We start from the raw sequence: 18,818 nt of genomic DNA, 5'->3' as shown, positions 1-18,818 counted from the left end.
AAATAATATTTTACCTATATAAAAAGCCAGTTGTATTAATACATATCAATATAACTATCAATGATGTTGAATATTTTACTAAAAGAGCCTGTTTAATTACTTATTTTCGAGTATGCTTTTGTTATCTTTCTTCAATATTTGTGCCTGCTTATGAATAACCTTGCTTCTACAATAGCTAAAAATATTATTACCGGATTTGACCGACATATACACCTGTTTATTGAAATTACGAAATCAGCACAACAACGTTTTCAGCAGTGTCAGTGGGCAGAAATTCAAAAGGCCGCGAAGGCAAGAACGACCTTTTACGAACAACGCGTTGAAGAATCTTTTAATACAATTAAAAAAGATTTCTTAATTGAGTCGCTTGATGATGAATTGTGGTTACAAGTAAAAAAAGAATATATCGATTTACTAGCAGACCACAAACAACCTGAGCTGGCAGAAACATTTTATAATTCAGTGTTTTGTCGTTTATTTGAGCGCAAGTATTACCACAATGATTATATTTTTGTTGAGAGCACAGCTCATCGTCTAGACGACAGACCAACACCTGAAATTTACACCAGCTATAAACCAGCAGTTAAAGGCTTAAAGAAAACCATTTGCGATATTATGAACGCGCACAAAAGTACAGTGCCTTTTGTTGACCTTGAAGGTGATGTAGAAGTATTAATTCGTGCTTTTCGCCGCAAAGCGCATAAAACGCGTTTTAAGGTGGAGGATTTGCAGTTTGATATTTTAAATTTCACTTTTTACCGTAATAAAGGTGCTTATTTAATTGGTCGAGTTTTATCGCCAGCGGGTGAGACGCCCTTTATTATTGCTGTATTAAATAATGAAAAAGGCGGTTTGTACATTGATGCGTTATTAACAAAAAGTGAAGATATGGCGGTAGTATTTGGTTTTGCCCGCGCTTACTTTTTTGTTGATTGTTTACACCCTTATGCGTTAGTAAAGTTCTTAAAGAGTTTAATTCCTCATAAAACAAGAGCTGATTTATATTCTGCTATTGGTTTTCATAAGGAAGGGAAAACACAATTTTATCGAGACTTTTTACACCACCTTGATAACAGCGACGATAAGTTAACCTTAGCTCCGGGTATAAAAGGCATGGTGATGTCGGTATTCACGTTGCCATCATACCCTTATGTTTTTAAAATAATTAAAGATAAATTTTCTCCTAGTAAGAATATGACTCGCGCTGACGTAAAAGGAAAATATCGCTTAGTTAAACTTCATGATCGCGTAGGCCGTATGGCTGATACCATGGAATACTCTGAAGTTGCTTTTCCTAAAGACCGATTTAATGATGAATTACTAGAAGAGTTACACAAGGTTGCTCCTTCACTTATTCGCTATGAAGATGATTTACTGATTATTGAGCATTTATATATAGAACGTCGAATGGTGCCATTAAACCTTTATTTAGCGAAAGCTAATGATAAAGAATTAGAAGAAGCACTATACGGCTACGGCCAAGCCATTAAACAACTTATTTCTGCCAATATATTTCCTGGTGATATGTTATTGAAAAACTTTGGCGTGACCCGACATAATCGCGTGATATTTTATGATTATGATGAAATTACCTATATGAATGAGGTGAACTTTAGAGTGAAACCTGTTGCAGTTACTGAAGAGCAAATTTATGCCGCTGAACCCTGGTATTCTGTTGCACCTGGCGATATGTTCCCTGAAGAAATAGCAACATTTGCCTTAGCAAACCCTAAATATTTGAAGGCATTTAAAATTCATCATGAAGATTTACTAACCGCAAGCTACTGGCAAGAGTGTCAGAAAAATGTAGCGAAAGGTCTTTATGTTGATGTTTACCCTTACCCTGATAAATTTAGATTTTGTGAAATGAGAAAGGCAATGAATAAGCAGCCCGTCACTTAAATAGAAAATGAAACTGCCCCCTAAGCTAAATGTTAAGTGGAACATTTAGCTTATTATTTTCTTTAATGCGTTATTTTCAAGCTCATTAACAGACTAATGAGCCAAATTCAGATTTTATCTTAAACTGCTGTCACTCAATTTAGCGACTACCGTTATTCCAAATTAATCATAGTTAGTCGTAATTACTACAATTTATGATGGTTAAATAACCGAACAGACAAATAATTCAGTTTTATAACAATTTGTGCTTTACCTTTTGCTGTTCATCAGTATAATTCAAATCCGTTGCAGGGGTGTAGTTCCAATTGGTAGAACAGCGGTCTCCAAAACCGATGGTTGGGAGTTCGAGTCTCTCCACCCCTGCCATATTCTTAAGGCCTAGAATTTATTCTAGGCCTTTTTTGTTCCTGCTTTTCTCGTTTTTATTTCTTTGCCTTTTGCTCTAGCTTAAACATTCAAAAACATCTAAATAATTGAGCCGTATTTTTTACTTGGATTTTTAACCTTTTACAGTTTTCAAATCTTATAGTCTCGGTTGTATATTCTTTATCAAAGTTTACTTTTTAGTTTTTACGAATTCTGGCATTATATGTCTTGCGATTATTTTCAAATTTATACTTTCTAACTTGTACATACTGTTTATACGCTCTAATTTATGTAGATTAGAACTAAATTAGAGCTAATGCCTTTTTCATGAGTACCTTTTATGGCTGTTAACCAAAGACAATTCGATCAACTTACTGAAATGGGCATTAGCTTGTGGCAGCATAAGGTTGTGGCTGGTAAACATAACCCATCAAATATAGAAAATGATAAGCCAGTAATAAATTATGTAACACAAACCGAGAAGACTTTATCGGATTTACTTACTAAACAAATTTTTATCGACATATTACAATCTGTCGATATATCTATCGGTGAAGTTAACCATAAAGAAAACCACCTCGATTTAGGTTTATTTAATTGGTATTTCAACTCAACCGGCAATGATAACCCCGCCATTTATTGTAATAACAATAATTTATTTAGTCCAAGTATTGCAGTAATTAGCCAGTCTCCAGCATTAAAAAAACAGTTATGGCAAACCATCATCAAAAAATTACTTTAAGACATTAATTATAAAAATTAATACTGCAAGGCTAATACTTAAGCTGAGACTTGACGCTATTAACTAAAAATAAGCAGTACTTATTAAGAGCTAACGATTAAACATTATGACCAATTTATTAAAACTTACACCAATAACAACGGATGATATAACGCAATTGATGCCGATAGAGAATGCTTGCCACTCTCACCCGTGGACTGAGAAAACTTTTTCAAGCTGTATTGGCGGACGATACTTTGGCCAGAAGCTTAGCGAAACACCTGCTGAAACAACAAGTAAAATAATTGGCTTTTATGTTGGTGAGTTCGTGGTTGATGAAGCCACGTTAATGGATATATGTGTTGACCCAACGGAGCAAGGTAAAGGTTTTGGCAAAAAACTATTGCATCACTTTATTGATCAAGCAAAAGCAAAAGGTGCGGTTAAAATTTGGTTAGAAGTACGAGCAAAAAATATTAGTGCACAAATGTTATATATGAACGCAGGCTTTATCGAGATAAGCCGTCGTACTGGTTATTATCCAAGTAGCAAAGGCTTTGGTTATGAAGACGCTATTGTTATGTCACTTAAGCTCTAACGATACAGCTACGTCATGTAATAAGATTATTTAGCATTACTTATCACAAAAATAAGTTAATCCGCACAAAAATAAAAAGTCGCTTAATGCGGCTTTTTTTTTTGTGCTATAATGCGCCAAATTTTTTTTCAATTATGATTATCCTTAAAATATAGGGATTTTTCATGTTGAGTACCTTTGTGTTTACCAAGGCAGTATTAATGACAACCGACACTTTACAGGCAGCAGCGGTAAATATCCGCAGAACCTTTGCTATTATTTCGCATCCTGATGCGGGTAAAACGACTATTACTGAAAAAGTACTTTTATTTGGTCAAGCCTTACAAAAAGCCGGTACGGTAAAAGGCAAAAAATCTGGTCAACATGCAAAATCTGATTGGATGGAAATGGAAAAAGACCGTGGTATTTCAATTACTACCTCGGTAATGCAATTTCCTTATAATAATTGTTTAGTTAACTTACTTGATACGCCTGGCCATGAAGATTTCTCAGAAGATACTTACCGTACCTTAACGGCAGTTGATTCATGTTTAATGGTTATTGATGTAGCGAAAGGTGTTGAAGCACGTACCATTAAATTAATGGAAGTTACTCGTTTACGCGATACCCCTATTATTACTTTCATGAACAAAATGGATCGCGATGTGCGTGACCCAATGGAAGTAATGGATGAAGTTGAAGATGTACTAAAAATTAAATGTGCACCTATCACTTGGCCAATTGGCATGGGTAAAGAGTTTAAAGGTGTTTATAACTTAGTTACTAATGAAACGTTTTTATATCAGTCTGGCTTAGGTCACATGATTCAAGATGTTCGCATTATTAAAGGTTTAGACAACCCCGAGCTTGACGCTGCAGTTGGTAGTTACGCAGACGATTTACGTGAAGAGTTAGAGCTTGTGCAAGGCGCGTCGCACGAGTTTAATTTAGAAGAATTTTTAGCAGGTGAATTAACACCGGTATTTTTTGGTACGGCTTTAGGTAACTTTGGTGTTGACCATATGCTTGAAGGCTTAACTAAATGGGCACCTAAGCCACTTCCTCGTGCAACCGATGTGCGTACTGTTCATGCTGAAGAAGAAAAGTTTTCTGGCTTTGTTTTTAAAATTCAAGCAAACATGGACCCTAAACATCGTGACCGTATTGCATTCATGCGTATTTGTTCAGGCAAATATGAAAAAGGCATGAAAATGAAACAAGTTCGCTTAGGCAAAGACGTAAAAATTGCCGATGCGGTAACCTTTATGGCAGGCGATCGTTCAAATGTTGAAGAAGCTTACGCCGGCGATATTATTGGTTTACACAACCACGGCAGCATTCAAATTGGTGACAGTTTTACCGCTGGTGAAGATATGAAATTTAGCGGTATTCCTAACTTTGCGCCTGAAATGTTCCGTCGTATTCGTTTACGTGATCCACTTAAAGCTAAGCAATTACAAAAAGGCTTAATTCAGTTATCTGAAGAAGGCGCAGTTCAAGTATTTAGACCATTCATTAACAACGACATGATTGTTGGCGCTGTAGGTGTGCTTCAGTTTGAAGTAGTTGTGCAACGCTTAAGAACTGAATATAAGGTTGATGCTATTTATGAACCGATCAGCGTAGCAACAGCACGTTGGTGTACTTGTGATGATGAACGTATTTTAGAGCAATTTAAGAAGAAAGCGGGTGATAACCTAGCATTAGATGGTGGAGATAACTTAACGTATATCGCGCCGACTATGGTTAATTTGTCTCTAGCGCAAGAGCGTCATCCGGAGATAGCGTTCCATTCAACCCGTGAACACTAATTTTGATTCCTAAATAGAATTTTTGCGGCATTGTCGGCGCAATTTTACCAAGTCACATAGTAAACTATGCTCCCTGATAAAATTGCTTGACGGCTTTGCTAAAATCCAAATTAGTTTGCAAAATATGTGAACTACTATTGGCAAACGAATAAAATAAACGAAAAGATTAAACAATATGAATATTAAACAAATACTTGCCGAAAAAGTTAGTGCCGCGATGGTTGCTGCGGGCTTACCTGAAGATACTAATCCCGCTATTAGTTTGTCAAACCGTCCACAGTTTGGTGATTATCAAGCTAATGGTGTAATGGGCGCAGCGAAAAAGCTTAAAACTAATCCACGAGAATTAGCGACTAAGGTTGTTGAGCAATTAGATTTAGCTGGTATCGCTAGCAAAATTGAGCTGGCAGGCCCTGGCTTTATTAATATTCATTTAGATGAAACTTGGCTAGCAGCTCAGCTAAACAAAGTCGCTAAAGATGACTTTACCGGTGTAACACAACGTGGTGTTAACGCTGATGATAAAGTAAAAACAGTTGTTGTTGATTACTCTGCGCCTAACCTTGCTAAAGAAATGCATGTTGGTCATTTACGTTCAACTATTATTGGTGATGCAGTTGTACGTGCTTTAGAGTTTCGTGGTGACAAGGTTATTCGCCAAAATCACATGGGTGATTGGGGCACGCAATTTGGTATGTTAATCGCCCACTTAAGCGATAAACTTGCAGGTGATGAAGTTGCTGAAACAGCACTTGCTGATTTAGAAAACTTTTACCGTGAAGCAAAGGTACGCTTTGATAACGAAGAAGGCTTTGCTGATAGAGCTCGTGCTGACGTAGTTAAATTACAGAGTGGTGATGAAACTTGTGCTAAATTATGGCAACAGTTTATTGATATTTCTATTACACACAGTGAAGATATTTACGAAAAGCTAAATGTTTCATTAAAACGCTCAGACATTATGGGCGAAAGCGCTTATAACGATGATTTATCTACTGTTATTGATGAGTTAATGGCGAAAAATATCGCCGTTGAAGATCAAGGTGCTAAAGTTGTTTTTATTGATGAAATGGCAAATAAAGACGGTGAGCCTTCAGTATTTATAGTACAAAAATCTGGTGGCGGCTTCTTATATGCAACCACTGATTTATCAGCCTGTCGTTACCGTAGTGGCAAACTAGCAGCTGATCGTATCATCATTTTTACTGATGCTCGCCAAGCACTTCATTTTAAACAAGTTGAAATTGTTGCGCGTAAAGCAGGATTCTTACCTGAAAGTGTCGGTTATCAACATTGTCCGTTTGGTATGATGATGGGTGATGATGGAAAGCCGTTTAAAACCCGTACTGGTGGCACAATCAAGCTAGCTGAATTACTTGATGAAGCGGTTGTTCGTGCAAGTGCTTTAATTAAAGAGAAGAACCCAGAAATTAGTGATGATGATTTAGCTGTAATTTCAAATAAAGTAGGTATTGGCGCAGTTAAGTTTGCTGATTTATCTAAAAACCGTACCAGTGATTACATTTTCAACTGGAAAACTATGTTGAGCTTTGAAGGCGCAACGGCTCCTTATTTGCAATATGCTTACTCACGTATTCAAAGTATTTTTTCTAAAGCTGATGCTAAACCAAGCGTATTAAAAAACGATGTAACGATTAATATTATTGAACCACAAGAAAAAGCACTTGCCTTAAAAATATTACAACTTGAAGATACTATTGATGCTGTAATCAGTGAATGTACGCCTAACTTGTTATGTAATTACCTTTACGAACTAGCCAGCCTTTATATGAGTTTTTATGAAGCCTGCCCTATTCTTAAAGAAGGCATTAGTGATGATGTTAAATCATCACGTTTAGCCTTATGCCTAGTGATTTCGGATACTTTAAAGCAAGGTTTAGATATTCTAGGCATTGAAGTAATGGACCGTATGTAACGTTTTTACTTTGAAACGTTTATAACCATGTAAAGAAAAGCCGACATTTTTATGTCGGTTTTTTTATGCTTTTTAAAAAATCTTTGTCAAAAATTAGCATCAACTCTGCTAAAGTGATTTATATCTAAAAATAAAAATATAGACAACTTATGCAACAACACGACTGCTCACCACTAGAAGATTACATTGAATACCCTGAAGCTGAAATGCTTGAACGTTCCGAGAAGTTTTATCAAGACATTAAACGTCGACATTCTGTGCGCAACTTTAGTAACAAAGCTGTCGACAAAGCCATTATTGAAAATTGTATTAAGGCGGCAGGTACAGCACCGAGCGGAGCGAATCACCAGCCTTGGCACTTTGTTGCGGTTAACTCTGCTGATATTAAAAAACAAATAAGGGAGCAGGCAGAACATCATGAACGTGGTTTTTATAATGGGCGCGCTGGCGAAGAATGGCTTGAAGCATTAAAAGATTTAGGTACCGATGCTAGTAAACCTTACTTAGAGCATGCTCCATGGTTAATTGCTATTTTTAGTCAAAAAAAGGGTGGCATTACTGAGGAAGATAAAAATACCAATTATTACGTACATGAGTCCGTAGGTATTGCTACTGGGTTTTTAATCAATGCTTTGCACAATGCTGGTTTAGTGACTTTAACACACACACCAAAACCAATGTCTTTTTTAAATAAAGTTTGTCAACGTGGTGATAATGAGCGTGCTTATATGTTACTTATTGCTGGTTACCCGAGTGACGACGCTACTATTCCTGCTCATGCACAAGTAAAAAAATCACTAGATAACATTGCTACTTTTTTATAATGTAGCAATGTTATTACTGCTATACAAAATCTAGTTGTAAATCGGTGCAGCCCTTTTTACAACTAATCCCTGAATTTTTTTTATTTGTAGCATTACATTGCTCAGGCGTTACTAAAGTTAAGGGTTGTTGACACACAGAGCACAGCACTTTTTGTCCTGCCATTACTTTTTTTACGATCTGTTTTTGTTTCGCAAAAGAGTTTTTACTCGCTTTTTGTAACGCAGCAAACTTTTCAATGTCAATCATTATGATTTCTTCTTTTATATTTTAATGATACCAGTTTCATTAATTAAGTGAACAATTTTATACGTAGAAAAAATTGCCAAATACAAAGCATTTATTTCAATAACTAGTTGTTCTAATTATTAAATGAATAACGATGTAGTTGGTGATTTTAGCAAGTAGAAATGATCACATAGCTAGTGAGATTGGTATGAGAAGCTACACACAGTAAAAACCATCAAACTTTCCATTTAATGGCGCACAACTCGATTCTAATAATTCTTGATAAGCACTAATATTCTCATAACTTAACGGCATTTCTGGGTAAGCAGTTATTTCCCAGGGGTAGGCTTCATCATCTTCAAAAGGCGTAAAAGATAATTTTTGATTATTCTCAAGTAATAATTGACCAAATTGTAACGCTAATGCTTGTGATGGGAATAATACTGAAAACTCAACTTCTCTAGGAGTTTCTAAAACACCACCACTTTGTTCAAGTTCCCACAGAAAATCACCGATATTGTCTTGTGGAAAAAGGCTTAAATCACGACTCATATTGCACTCTTTAAAATCTATATAAACGTCTATCTTACCTGATAACGCTTAGCGCGTAAAAGTGTTAAACTAAGTGTTATACATTCGCCATCTTTTTAGCATTTATGACTCTTATCTTCGAACACCATGTAACATTTGACACAACACTTAATGATGCGAGTAACACTGCTTTATCTGTACTTTGCGCCAGCTTAAAAGAAACAGAATATTTACTTAGCACGAGCCAAATTAAGCAAGCGATCAATAAAGGTGCTTTGTGGTTAACTCGTGGTAAACATACGCAACGATTAAGACGAGTGAAAAAAACGTTATTACCCACTGATGAGTTGCATTTTTATTATAATGAAGCCGTACTTTCCAGTGAGGTAGCTGAGGCAACGCTAATTAGTGATGAGGGTGAATATAGCGTTTGGTACAAACCTTTTGGCATGTTGTCGCAAGGCTCGAAATGGAGTGACCATTGTACTATTGCTCGGTTTGCTCAACAGCATTTAGTACCTGAACGACCTGTTTTCATTGTTCATCGTTTAGATAAAGCCGCAACCGGATTAATACTGGTAGCACACAGCAAAAAAGCTGCAAGAGCGTTAACGAATATGTTTGAAAACCGTTCTACTGAAGATAACTTATTATCAAAAAATTACCAAATTATTGTGCACGGTGATCATAATGCTAACGCTCAACCACAAGTTATATCTAGCGAGGTAGATGAGAAAGCAGCACGTAGCACTTTTACTTGTTTAGCTTATGACAAAGCTCAAGATCACTCGCTTATTAGTGTAAAGATTGATACAGGTAGAAAGCATCAAATACGCATTCATGCCGCCAGTATCGGCTTTCCTGTGGTTGGTGATAGATTACATGGTATTGCTGATAACAATTCAGCTCAAAACTTGCAACTATGTGCGGTAAGCTTATCTTTTATTTGTCCACTATCTATTGAAAAAGGACAAACGATTAAAAAGGTATTTGAGGTACCTGAGGCGCTTAAACTGAGTTTTGTTTAAAAAGAGGTTCATCCTGAATTATTCAACCACATGGGTGGGATTCCGTATCAAGACACCTACGGAATGACGGCGCTTTTTTCGTCATCCTGAATATCCTCTGTCATTCTGAACTTGATTCAGAATCTCTCATTTTATTCAACCACACCCTTGGGATTCCGTATCAAGACACCTACGGAATGACGGCGATTTTTCGTCACCCTAAATATCTTCTGTCATTCTGAACTTGATTCAGAATGACAGAAGTGCTGAGACACAGAATAAGAGAAATAGACACCAATGGAATTATGCCGGTAGTGACCTAAGAGATAGCTGAATTCAATTGCTTATCGTGATACTTAGCAAGGAAAACTATGGCACAAATAGCACCAACTAATGCTATAGCCATATCTGATTGTGTATCCCAAATATAACCTTGCGTACCTAAGAATGCTTCAGCATCTTCTCCGCTTAAAAGAGCAACCCACCATTCAATCAGCTCGTAAAACGCACTGAATGCTAAGCAGATAGAAATCACAAAGGTATTAAGCCAAGCTTTACCATTTACCACATTTTTTCGGATTAATATCTCACGGGCAAGAATTGCTGGTACAAATCCCTGTGCAAAGTGCCCTACTTTGTCGTAATTATTACGATCTAAATTAAAAATATCTTTAATCGTGTCAAATAATGGCACTTCTGCGTAAGTATAGTGGCCGCCAATCATCAAAATAATACAATGAAGTAAAATTAAGCTATACAGTAAAGAGGTTAATCGAAAAGAACGATAGGTGAATAATAACATTACCGCACCAATCACTGCCGGTAGCACTTCAAGGAACCAAGTAAGATAATCTTTAGGGGCAATAGCTGACCACAGCAGTGTTGCTAGATAGATAAAAGCCCATAAATATTTATTCATTGCCTGTCACTCTTTTCACTACTATCTTTAAGCTTGCTACTTTTTAGCTTAAAGCTTATAGAGAGTAGTATTTTAATATTGATGTTGAAACAATTAAATACAGTATTTAAAAGCATCATCGTCAAGTAATGATAAAGACTCACCTACCAGATCATTTGCATCAATCGCACTGAGTAAATCTAAGCCTTGTTGTCTTTGCTCTTTTGTTAATGCTTTATAAGGTAAACGGAAATTAGCAGAGACGGCTCCTGTCATCATTAATGCGGTATTAATGGCAATAGGGTTAGGCTCACAGAAAAGCCACTTTATTAAGCTTTGTAAACGACTATTCAACTCAGTGTTCTCTTTATCCATCAATTGACGCATTAAGCCAGGAATAATATTAGAAGCAACTGAAATAGTACCGTGTGAACCATGTTGATGTCGTGCATCATGACATTCATCATCATTGCCAGACCAACAAGCAATGCCTTGTTTTTCGTATTGAGCAATGCGTTCGTTGCCACCACACTCTTTAACACCAATAAAGTTTTTATGTTTCGCTAAAACTTCAATCATATCTGGTGTTATATCTTGGCCTGTTCGCCCTGCAACATTATAAATAAATGTAGGACCGATATCTAAAGTATGCGTAAAGTGCTCAAGCACACCGGCAATTGACGTACGACCATAGTAAGGGTTTATTTGCAATGTGGCATCCATACCCGCGGCAAAACCATGTTTGGTCGCTTTAATCGCTTCACTCGTATTATTACTGCCCGTATTACCAATAATTAATAGCTTATCACCAAATTCATGGACACTGTGGGCAATTAAAATTAAGTGTTCTTCCCAACTAAGTAAATGTCCTTCACCTGTTGTACCGCCAACTACAATACCATCTACACCCGCATCTATTTGTTTTTTAACAAGGATGTCATAAGTAGTTAAATCAATTTCACCTTCGCTTGTATAAGGTGTTTTTATTGCAGTTATTAAACTGGCTGCTTTGAACTTATTCATTATTTTCCTAGCGTTTATATTGATAGACAAACTAACAATGACCAATATTGTCAGTAACTTTACGCATTATAAAAGTTTCATTTGTCTCAACATGCTGATATTCAAAAACGTGATGATTTAACTGCAATACTTTATAAGCGTGGTAATTATTACCATCATTGAGATCGGCAGCATAAAGTAGGTCATCAACAATTTCATCTTTAGTTATTGTAAAATGAATATCGCCTACTAAGCCCCAATCACCTAATTCTATTACTTGCTCAACAATTTCATCTGCTGCGTCAACTTTGACTTGCAAGGTTATAAAAGTAAACTCAAAACTGCCGTCAGCATTTAATTGAGCATACTCTATAAGTTTTTCATTTGGTGTATTCGTCTCTTCACGAAACCAACGCCCACATAATAACTCTCTTTCATATTTCACTATAAATTGCTCATTAAAAAGGAAAGCAAAAACTACGTTCTTATTATACGAATTCGAAATTAATATATATACCTAAATTAAACATTATCCAAACAAAATAATTTTTAACATACCTTCATTTTCTTTTATACCAAATGTATTGATGTTTTAAATAAATTGTATGCATTTGAGTGAAATTCTTAAGATTTAGATGTAACTCGTTTTAAAAAGGTTTAGATTATATAAAATTTTTATTGATAAATGAGATTAAAGCCGATGACGAAACCAAATGTACAATTGTTATTAACGGGGAATGAATTAATGGCTGGCGATATTGTTGACAGCAATTCGGCTATGATCGCGCAGCAATTAAAAGAGCTTGGGTTAGAAATAACTAGAAAAGTAACCATAGCTGATGATTTAGCATTATTGGTCAATGAAATAAATTTACTCGCTGAACAAAGTGACATTTTAATTATTAATGGCGGTTTAGGTCCAACAATAGATGACTTAACAGCATTAGCCTTAGCAAAAGCGACTAATGTTGAATTAGCTGAACATCCACAAGCATTAGACCATTTAACACGTTGGTGTAAACGACGAGGTGCAACATTAAATGCGCCGAACTTAAAGCAAACGATACTTCCAAAAGACTGCGATATTATTCCTAATAAGAACGGTAGCGCAGTTGGCTTCAAAGTAAATCATTTACATTGTGATATTTATTGCACTCCTGGCGTTCCTAATGAATTAAAGACAATGCTAGTAGAAGAAATAGCACCTGATATAGCAAAGAGTCTTCCTAGTGACCTCATTTCAGATGTTACGCGCTTACAAGTATTTGGTTTAGGTGAATCAGTTTTACAGAAAATGGTTGATGAGCAACTACCCGATTGGCCTGATAATATTGACTTAGGTTTTCGAGCTGGTATGCCATTATTAGAGATAAAATTAACAACTACTAGTCAGGAAGCTCATAAACAGAAACATATATGGGAAGCAAAATTAGTAAAAGTTTTAGGTGATCATTTAATCGCTCGAATTAATGCTAAGCCATTGTCATTAGCTGATCATGTATTATCAAAAATTGCTGATCAAAACCTAAAAATAACCACTGCTGAGTCATGTACAGGTGGACTAATTGCTAGCATGATAACGCAAGTACCTGGCTCTTCTGCATTATTTGAAGCTGGTTTTGTTACCTATAGTAATAATATGAAAACAAAGTTATTGGGTGTACCTGAACAACTGTTAGCCGAACATGGCGCGGTAAGTGAAGAAGTCGTTATTGCGATGGCACAAGGTGCTTTAGAACGATCATCAGCCGATTTAGCTATAGCAGTATCAGGTATTGCTGGACCTGAAGGTGGTAGTGACGAAAAGCCAGTTGGTACAGTATGTATAGCTTGGGGCAGTAAAAATAGTTTACAATCGATTTGTTTATTAATGCCACTATCAAGGCATTACTTCCAAAAGTATGTTGCAGCTATTGGCTTAGATTTAATTAGAAGAGAGTTAATTAATAGCCAAGAAACACCTTTATATATTACTGAGCGTAAAAGAAAATAAACGATATATTCATATTTTTTATAAATGCACAAATAATATAGATAAAAATATATTTAGATTTATATATTTAGATAAACAAACAGTTACGCTATTATGATAACTGTTTAAAAAATTAATTTAAAATAGCTAATTAAGCAATAGCTAGCCAAGCAACAATGCTGTTTTCATATGTAGGAGTCAATTTTGGCTGAAAAAAACTTTATTACCAGTGGTCGAAATACCATTATTCACAAAATAAAAAAGTTTGATTTATTAATTATCAACGGGGATAACCCCGTTGTAATAGTTAGTCATAGAGGTATTGGGATTTATAAAGGAATTATTCCAGAGAAACGTGCTATAGCCAAAAAAGCTTATCAAGATATAGTTCATGTTGAATCAAGTGAAATATTTAGCGAGGTCAAAACGCTATTATTTATACAAGCCCTTGATGGACGAGAATATAAAGTTGATTACAGTAAAACGGACACAAAAAACTTTATTAAAATTCATCAAGATAGCTGCATGTAACTTGTCAAGATATGGTTTACCTGATGAATTCAAAAACCATTTTAGCTAAACCTTTAAGGTAATTAGGTTAGGTTGATTTCTTAACGATAAAACCGGAGTATTCCTTATGACCCAATTAAGTTTAATTGTTAATAACAAAAATAATGTTGATTTATTACTAAAACCAATTAAAGATGGTGATGCTATTACAGAGGCATCTATTTTTGAGCTAATTGAAAAGTCAGAATATACCCGATTACACACTAATATCGCAAATATTAAAAATTCTATTGCTGAATTAAATGATGTACTAAAGCCACTACAAAGTGGCAAGTTTGGTCGAGAAATAACTTATCAAGTGCTTGAACGTATTGATGCAACTATATCAGTATCAATTGAACATGATGTCATGGCTGCTAGCGCTGAAATAACAGCATCACAAGGTGGAAAAAATTTATCTGCAAAAGCTATTTTAGAAGCTGCTCAAGCAAGTGGCGTCAAAAAAGGATTTAGTAAAGAAAACCTTGTGAAGCTTGCGCAATTAGCAGCAAAAGAAAAACCATTAACCTTAGTCAGTTTACAAATAGCAATGGGAAAACTAGCAATAAAAGGTAAAGATGCTGTAATAAACCCACTTGTTGAAAGTGCCCAGTCTCGTATTTTACGCCCTAAAACAAGAGATGATGAAAGTGTTGATATGCGAGATTTAGGTGACATAATTTGTGTAAGAGTTGGTGATCCCCTTGCAGAAAAAATCCCACTCACTTTAGGTGAAAATGGTTACACAGTAACGGCAACGCCTTTAATAGCAGAACCAGGAAATGATGTAGCTTTAGTTTCAGGTAATGGTACAGAAATCAGTTCAACCAATAAAAACATACTTGTATCCAAAAGGGTAGGATTACCTAAAATGATTCCTAATGGTATGGAAGTTGACGAAGTATACAGGGTTAAAAATGTTACCGTAGGGTCTGGAAATATCAACTTTACCGGGAGTGTCATTGTTGAAGGTGATGTCAACGAAGGAATGAAAGTCATTGCTAGCGGTGATGTAACTGTAGGTGGTTTTGTTGAGTCAGCTATGATTGAATCAGGTGGTGATGTCACTATCTCTGGTGGTATTATTGGTCATAAACACGATGTCGAAACAACAAAAATTACCGATGTAAAAATGAGCGTCAGTGTAAATTCCAAAGGTAATTTATATGCAAAATATTGCCAATATGCACAGATTAATTGTAGTAAAAATATGCGCATTGAAAAGCAATTACTTCATAGTTTAATTAGTGTTAATGGCGATTTAAAAGTGGGCTCAGAAGAGTATTCAAACGGTATACTCATTGGTGGTTATATTAAAGCAGGAAAACATGTTAGCGCTGGATCTGTGGGTGCTACAGCGGGAAGTAATACAATTATAAGCTTCGAAAACATCATTAATAAGCTCAATGATAAAATGCAAGACATAGAATCACGCATACAGTTTGAGAATGACAAAACAACCGAACTAAAAATAGCCAGTGATAAACTAAAAAAACTACCCAAAAGCCCTGCTAATACTGAGATGTTATCTAAAGTTATTTCAACATATCAATTTCATGCCAAGCGTATGGGTGAAGTTTTATTTGAAAAAGAGGCCCATGAAAGCACAATGCAAACCTATATGGAAAGTGTTTCAATTGAAGCAACAGATAAGCTATACAATGGCGTGCAATTTATTTTGGGTAATATAAACGATAGAACTCGCAAAGAATATGGTCCCAGTAAAATGACTTACAAAGATCGAAAAATTCATATAAATCCCATTGTTAATTCCTAAAATATGATGACTAAACTATTTACTTTGGTGATATTCACCTGCTTGTTCAATTTTAATGCCTTCGCTAAGCAGTGTTCTGTAAATTTCAATTATGGCGTAATCATTGATCCTAACCATATTCGTATGATTGACCATAGCAGAACCATTGTTCAAATTAATGGCGAAAGCCAACTATTTGTCGAAGGCCATGAAATAGGGCTTACACATGAGCAACAACAACTCATTCAAAAGTTTTCTCTTGGAATACGTGCTCAAGTGCCAGAAATAGTTTCTATTGCGATAGAAGGTGTTGATATTGGTTTAAAGGCAGTGAATAAAGCTATTGGTAGCTTAACTGGGGAAAATAGCGCTTCCCAACAAAAGATTCAAGCAAGATTTGATGAGCTAAAATGGAGAGTTCGCACACGCTTTAATCAAAGTGCTAATAACTTTTATATAGCGCCACAAGATTTTGCTGATTTTGATGACATTTTCACTGGTGAATTTGAACAAGAAATAGAGGAAATAATATCTGACTCTATTGGCACAATATTGTTAGCTGTAGGTGAAGCCATGATAAGTGATAATTCTGAGGATAATGGCAGTGAGCAACGTCTTTCTACGTTTGACAATAGAATGGAAACTATGGGGAAAGATTTAGAGTTAGAAATAAGTGCAAGTGCTACCGCTTTAAAGAACAAAGCTGAACAATTTTGTTTTAAGCTAACCGAGTTAGCTAAAATAGAGAAAAAGATTCATCAATCAATTAAACCTCTTCAAGACTTCAATTTAATAGAAATAAACTAGCGTTAAGCTAGAAGTAAAAAGTTGCGAACTTTATCGCAACTTTTTTATTATCTATAATTTATATGACCCTACATATTAGGATAATTTGGTCCACCAGTGCCTTCTGGTGTTACCCAAGTAATATTTTGACTTGGATCTTTAATATCACAAGTTTTACAATGAATACAGTTTTGGGCATTAATAACAAACTTATTACCCTCCTCCGTTTTTTCTACCTCATAAACCCCTGCAGGACAATAACGCTGCGCAGGTTCATTGTACTTAACTAAATTAACGGCAATTGGAATACTACTATCAGCAAGTTTTAAGTGACAAGGTTGCTCTTCTTCATGATTGGTATTTGATAAGAATACCGATGAAAGTTTATCAAAGCTTAATTTATTGTCTGGTTTGGGATAATTAATAACGACAACGTCAGACGCGAGTTTAAGTTGATCGTAATCTAGACTGTCATCTTTAAAGTTAAATGGTAGCTTACCGCCAAATATATTTTGATCTATTGTGTTATAAACGCCACCTAGCATAGTACCAAACTTGTGCATTGCAGGACCAAAATTGCGCGTGTTATATAACTCTTCATATAACCAAGAATCTTTAAATTTATCTGTATATAAGGTTATATCTTGCTTACCTTCTTCACTCACAGTGTCATTAACAATAAGCGTTTCTATAATTGCTTCTGCCGCTAACATACCCGATTTCATCGCAGTATGATTACCTTTGATTTTAGCAAAGTTAATTGTGCCAGCATCACAGCCCACTAACAGAGCACCAGGCATAGTCATTTTAGGTAAAGAATTGAACCCACCTTTGGCCATCGCACGTGCACCATAAGAAACACGTTTGCCGCCCTCAAGGTACTGGCTAATTTTAGGATGATGTTTATAACGTTGAAATTCATCAAATGGGCTTAAGTGAGGATTGCTATAATTTAAATCAACAATTAATCCAACAAAAACTTGATTGTTCTCTGCATGATATAAATAACCACCACCCGTGGTATCTTTGTCTAATGGCCAGCCAGCAGTATGAACAACTAAACCTTCTTGATGTTTTTCAGGATCAATATCCCAAATTTCTTTAAACCCTAAACCATAATGTTGAGGAGAAACGTCGGCATCTAATCCAAATTTAGCGATTAATTCTTTTCCTAAGTGTCCGCGACAACCTTCAGCAAAAACCGTATATTTTGCACGAAGCTCCATCCCAGGCGTAAACGAATCTTTTTCATTTCCTTGAGCGTCTAAGCCCATATCGCCTGTAATAATACCGCCAACACTACCGTCGTCATTATAAATAACACTTTGAGCTGGGAAACCAGGAAATATTTCTACGCCCAATTGTTCAGCTTGTTCAGCTAACCAACGGCAAACATTCCCCATACTAACAATATAATTACCATCATTGTGCATTGTTTTAGGCACTGAAAAACCGGGTAATTTGATACCATTATTGTCACTATTTAATAAATAAATATCATCGCCAGTAACTTTAGTAGTTAAAGGGGCACCTTTCTCTTGCCAATCAGGAAATAATTCATTTAAAGCTTTTGGTTCAAACACTGCACCTGAAAGAATATGTGCGCCAACTTCAGAGCCTTTCTCAACTACACACACCATTAGTTCTTGTTGCTTTTCTTGCGCTAATTGCATTAAACGACATGCAGTAGACAAACCAGCTGGGCCTGCGCCAACAATTACTACGTCAAAATCCATCGATTCACGTTCCATGGTATCTCCCAATATTATTTTATTTATAAAAATTCAAACAGTTGTTTGATATTAAAACAGGTGTTTGATATTATCTTATTAACAGTTACCAAGCAAGGCGCTATTTTCTTAGAAAACACCATTTTACTGTAGTTAAATTAACCATTTCTACTATACTATAATTGGTCAGCTGTTTGAAAAGAAACTACAATCACTTCAGAGGT

17 protein-coding genes and 1 tRNA gene are annotated in these 18,818 nt (G+C 35.7%); 12 read left to right on the top strand and 6 right to left on the bottom strand.

The window, feature by feature from the left end:
• Positions 1-150 precede the first annotated feature (150 nt).
• The 7 genes from aceK to GQS55_RS05905 all read left to right on the top strand — a co-directional run bounded on the left by aceK (position 151) and on the right by GQS55_RS05905 (position 8,137).
• Positions 151-1,902, top strand: coding sequence for a bifunctional isocitrate dehydrogenase kinase/phosphatase (gene aceK, locus GQS55_RS05935; RefSeq protein ID WP_159818852.1), 1,752 nt, complete (start codon positions 151-153; stop codon positions 1,900-1,902).
• A gap of 289 nt (positions 1,903-2,191) precedes the next feature.
• A tRNA-Trp gene (locus GQS55_RS05930) sits at positions 2,192-2,268 on the top strand.
• A gap of 340 nt (positions 2,269-2,608) precedes the next feature.
• Positions 2,609-3,010, top strand: coding sequence for a DNA polymerase III subunit psi (locus GQS55_RS05925; RefSeq protein ID WP_159818850.1), 402 nt, complete (start codon positions 2,609-2,611; stop codon positions 3,008-3,010).
• Positions 3,011-3,116: 106 nt separating this feature from the next.
• On the top strand, positions 3,117-3,587 hold the full coding sequence (gene rimI, locus GQS55_RS05920; protein ID WP_236559773.1) for a ribosomal protein S18-alanine N-acetyltransferase: 471 nt from the start codon (positions 3,117-3,119) through the stop codon (positions 3,585-3,587).
• Positions 3,588-3,787: 200 nt separating this feature from the next.
• A complete protein-coding gene (gene prfC, locus GQS55_RS05915; RefSeq protein ID WP_159822593.1) occupies positions 3,788-5,377 on the top strand; it encodes a peptide chain release factor 3 in 1,590 nt (529 codons plus the stop codon).
• 175 nt (positions 5,378-5,552) lie between these two features.
• Positions 5,553-7,313 carry an arginine--tRNA ligase gene (argS, locus tag GQS55_RS05910; protein ID WP_159818848.1) on the top strand — a complete coding sequence of 587 codons (1,761 nt, stop codon included), beginning with the start codon at positions 5,553-5,555 and terminating at the stop codon, positions 7,311-7,313.
• A gap of 149 nt (positions 7,314-7,462) precedes the next feature.
• The gene (locus GQS55_RS05905) at positions 7,463-8,137 is read left to right on the top strand and encodes a nitroreductase family protein (RefSeq protein WP_159818847.1); all 675 of its coding nucleotides are present in this window, start codon (positions 7,463-7,465) and stop codon (positions 8,135-8,137) included.
• Between the two features lie 19 nt (positions 8,138-8,156).
• Here GQS55_RS05905 and GQS55_RS05900 read toward each other — a convergent pair whose 3' ends face one another.
• Together GQS55_RS05900 and GQS55_RS05895 are read right to left on the bottom strand one after the other, a co-directional pair.
• Positions 8,157-8,384 (bottom strand): hypothetical protein, encoded by a 228-nt coding sequence (locus GQS55_RS05900; RefSeq protein ID WP_236559772.1) that lies wholly within the window; start codon positions 8,382-8,384, stop codon positions 8,157-8,159.
• Between the two features lie 195 nt (positions 8,385-8,579).
• Positions 8,580-8,915: a ribonuclease E inhibitor RraB gene (locus tag GQS55_RS05895; protein ID WP_159818845.1), complete on the bottom strand. Its 336-nt coding sequence runs from the start codon at positions 8,913-8,915 to the stop codon at positions 8,580-8,582.
• 104 nt (positions 8,916-9,019) lie between these two features.
• Here GQS55_RS05895 and GQS55_RS05890 point away from each other — a divergent pair, with 104 nt between their 5' ends.
• The gene (locus tag GQS55_RS05890) at positions 9,020-9,922 is read left to right on the top strand and encodes an RluA family pseudouridine synthase (protein ID WP_159818842.1); all 903 of its coding nucleotides are present in this window, start codon (positions 9,020-9,022) and stop codon (positions 9,920-9,922) included.
• 298 nt (positions 9,923-10,220) lie between these two features.
• Here GQS55_RS05890 and GQS55_RS05885 read toward each other — a convergent pair whose 3' ends face one another.
• The 3 genes from GQS55_RS05885 to GQS55_RS05875 form a co-directional block, all read right to left on the bottom strand.
• Positions 10,221-10,820, bottom strand: coding sequence for a DUF2238 domain-containing protein (locus GQS55_RS05885; protein ID WP_159818840.1), 600 nt, complete (start codon positions 10,818-10,820; stop codon positions 10,221-10,223).
• Positions 10,821-10,913: 93 nt separating this feature from the next.
• On the bottom strand, positions 10,914-11,822 hold the full coding sequence (gene dapA / locus GQS55_RS05880) for a 4-hydroxy-tetrahydrodipicolinate synthase (protein ID WP_159818838.1): 909 nt from the start codon (positions 11,820-11,822) through the stop codon (positions 10,914-10,916).
• 31 nt (positions 11,823-11,853) lie between these two features.
• Positions 11,854-12,246: a hypothetical protein gene (locus GQS55_RS05875; RefSeq protein ID WP_236559771.1), complete on the bottom strand. Its 393-nt coding sequence runs from the start codon at positions 12,244-12,246 to the stop codon at positions 11,854-11,856.
• Between the two features lie 255 nt (positions 12,247-12,501).
• On the opposite strand from GQS55_RS05875, the gene GQS55_RS05870 reads away from it, so the two are divergent.
• The 4 genes from GQS55_RS05870 to GQS55_RS05855 all read left to right on the top strand — a co-directional run bounded on the left by GQS55_RS05870 (position 12,502) and on the right by GQS55_RS05855 (position 16,885).
• Positions 12,502-13,794: a CinA family nicotinamide mononucleotide deamidase-related protein gene (locus GQS55_RS05870; RefSeq protein WP_159818836.1), complete on the top strand. Its 1,293-nt coding sequence runs from the start codon at positions 12,502-12,504 to the stop codon at positions 13,792-13,794.
• A gap of 183 nt (positions 13,795-13,977) precedes the next feature.
• Positions 13,978-14,304: a hypothetical protein gene (locus GQS55_RS05865; RefSeq protein ID WP_159818834.1), complete on the top strand. Its 327-nt coding sequence runs from the start codon at positions 13,978-13,980 to the stop codon at positions 14,302-14,304.
• A gap of 106 nt (positions 14,305-14,410) precedes the next feature.
• Complete coding sequence (locus GQS55_RS05860) at positions 14,411-16,099, top strand: DUF342 domain-containing protein (RefSeq protein ID WP_159818832.1); 1,689 nt, start codon at positions 14,411-14,413, stop codon at positions 16,097-16,099.
• 42 nt (positions 16,100-16,141) lie between these two features.
• On the top strand, positions 16,142-16,885 hold the full coding sequence (locus GQS55_RS05855; protein WP_236559770.1) for a DUF2884 family protein: 744 nt from the start codon (positions 16,142-16,144) through the stop codon (positions 16,883-16,885).
• 68 nt (positions 16,886-16,953) lie between these two features.
• Here GQS55_RS05855 and GQS55_RS05850 read toward each other — a convergent pair whose 3' ends face one another.
• Positions 16,954-18,615, bottom strand: a complete 1,662-nt coding sequence (locus GQS55_RS05850; protein WP_159818830.1) for an electron transfer flavoprotein-ubiquinone oxidoreductase — start codon at positions 18,613-18,615, stop codon at positions 16,954-16,956.
• Positions 18,616-18,818 lie beyond the last annotated feature (203 nt).

It is taken from the genome of Colwellia sp. 20A7, from assembly GCF_009832865.1.
GTDB lineage: Bacteria > Pseudomonadota > Gammaproteobacteria > Enterobacterales > Alteromonadaceae > Colwellia.
This window is presented reverse-complemented; position numbering and strand designations above follow the sequence as displayed.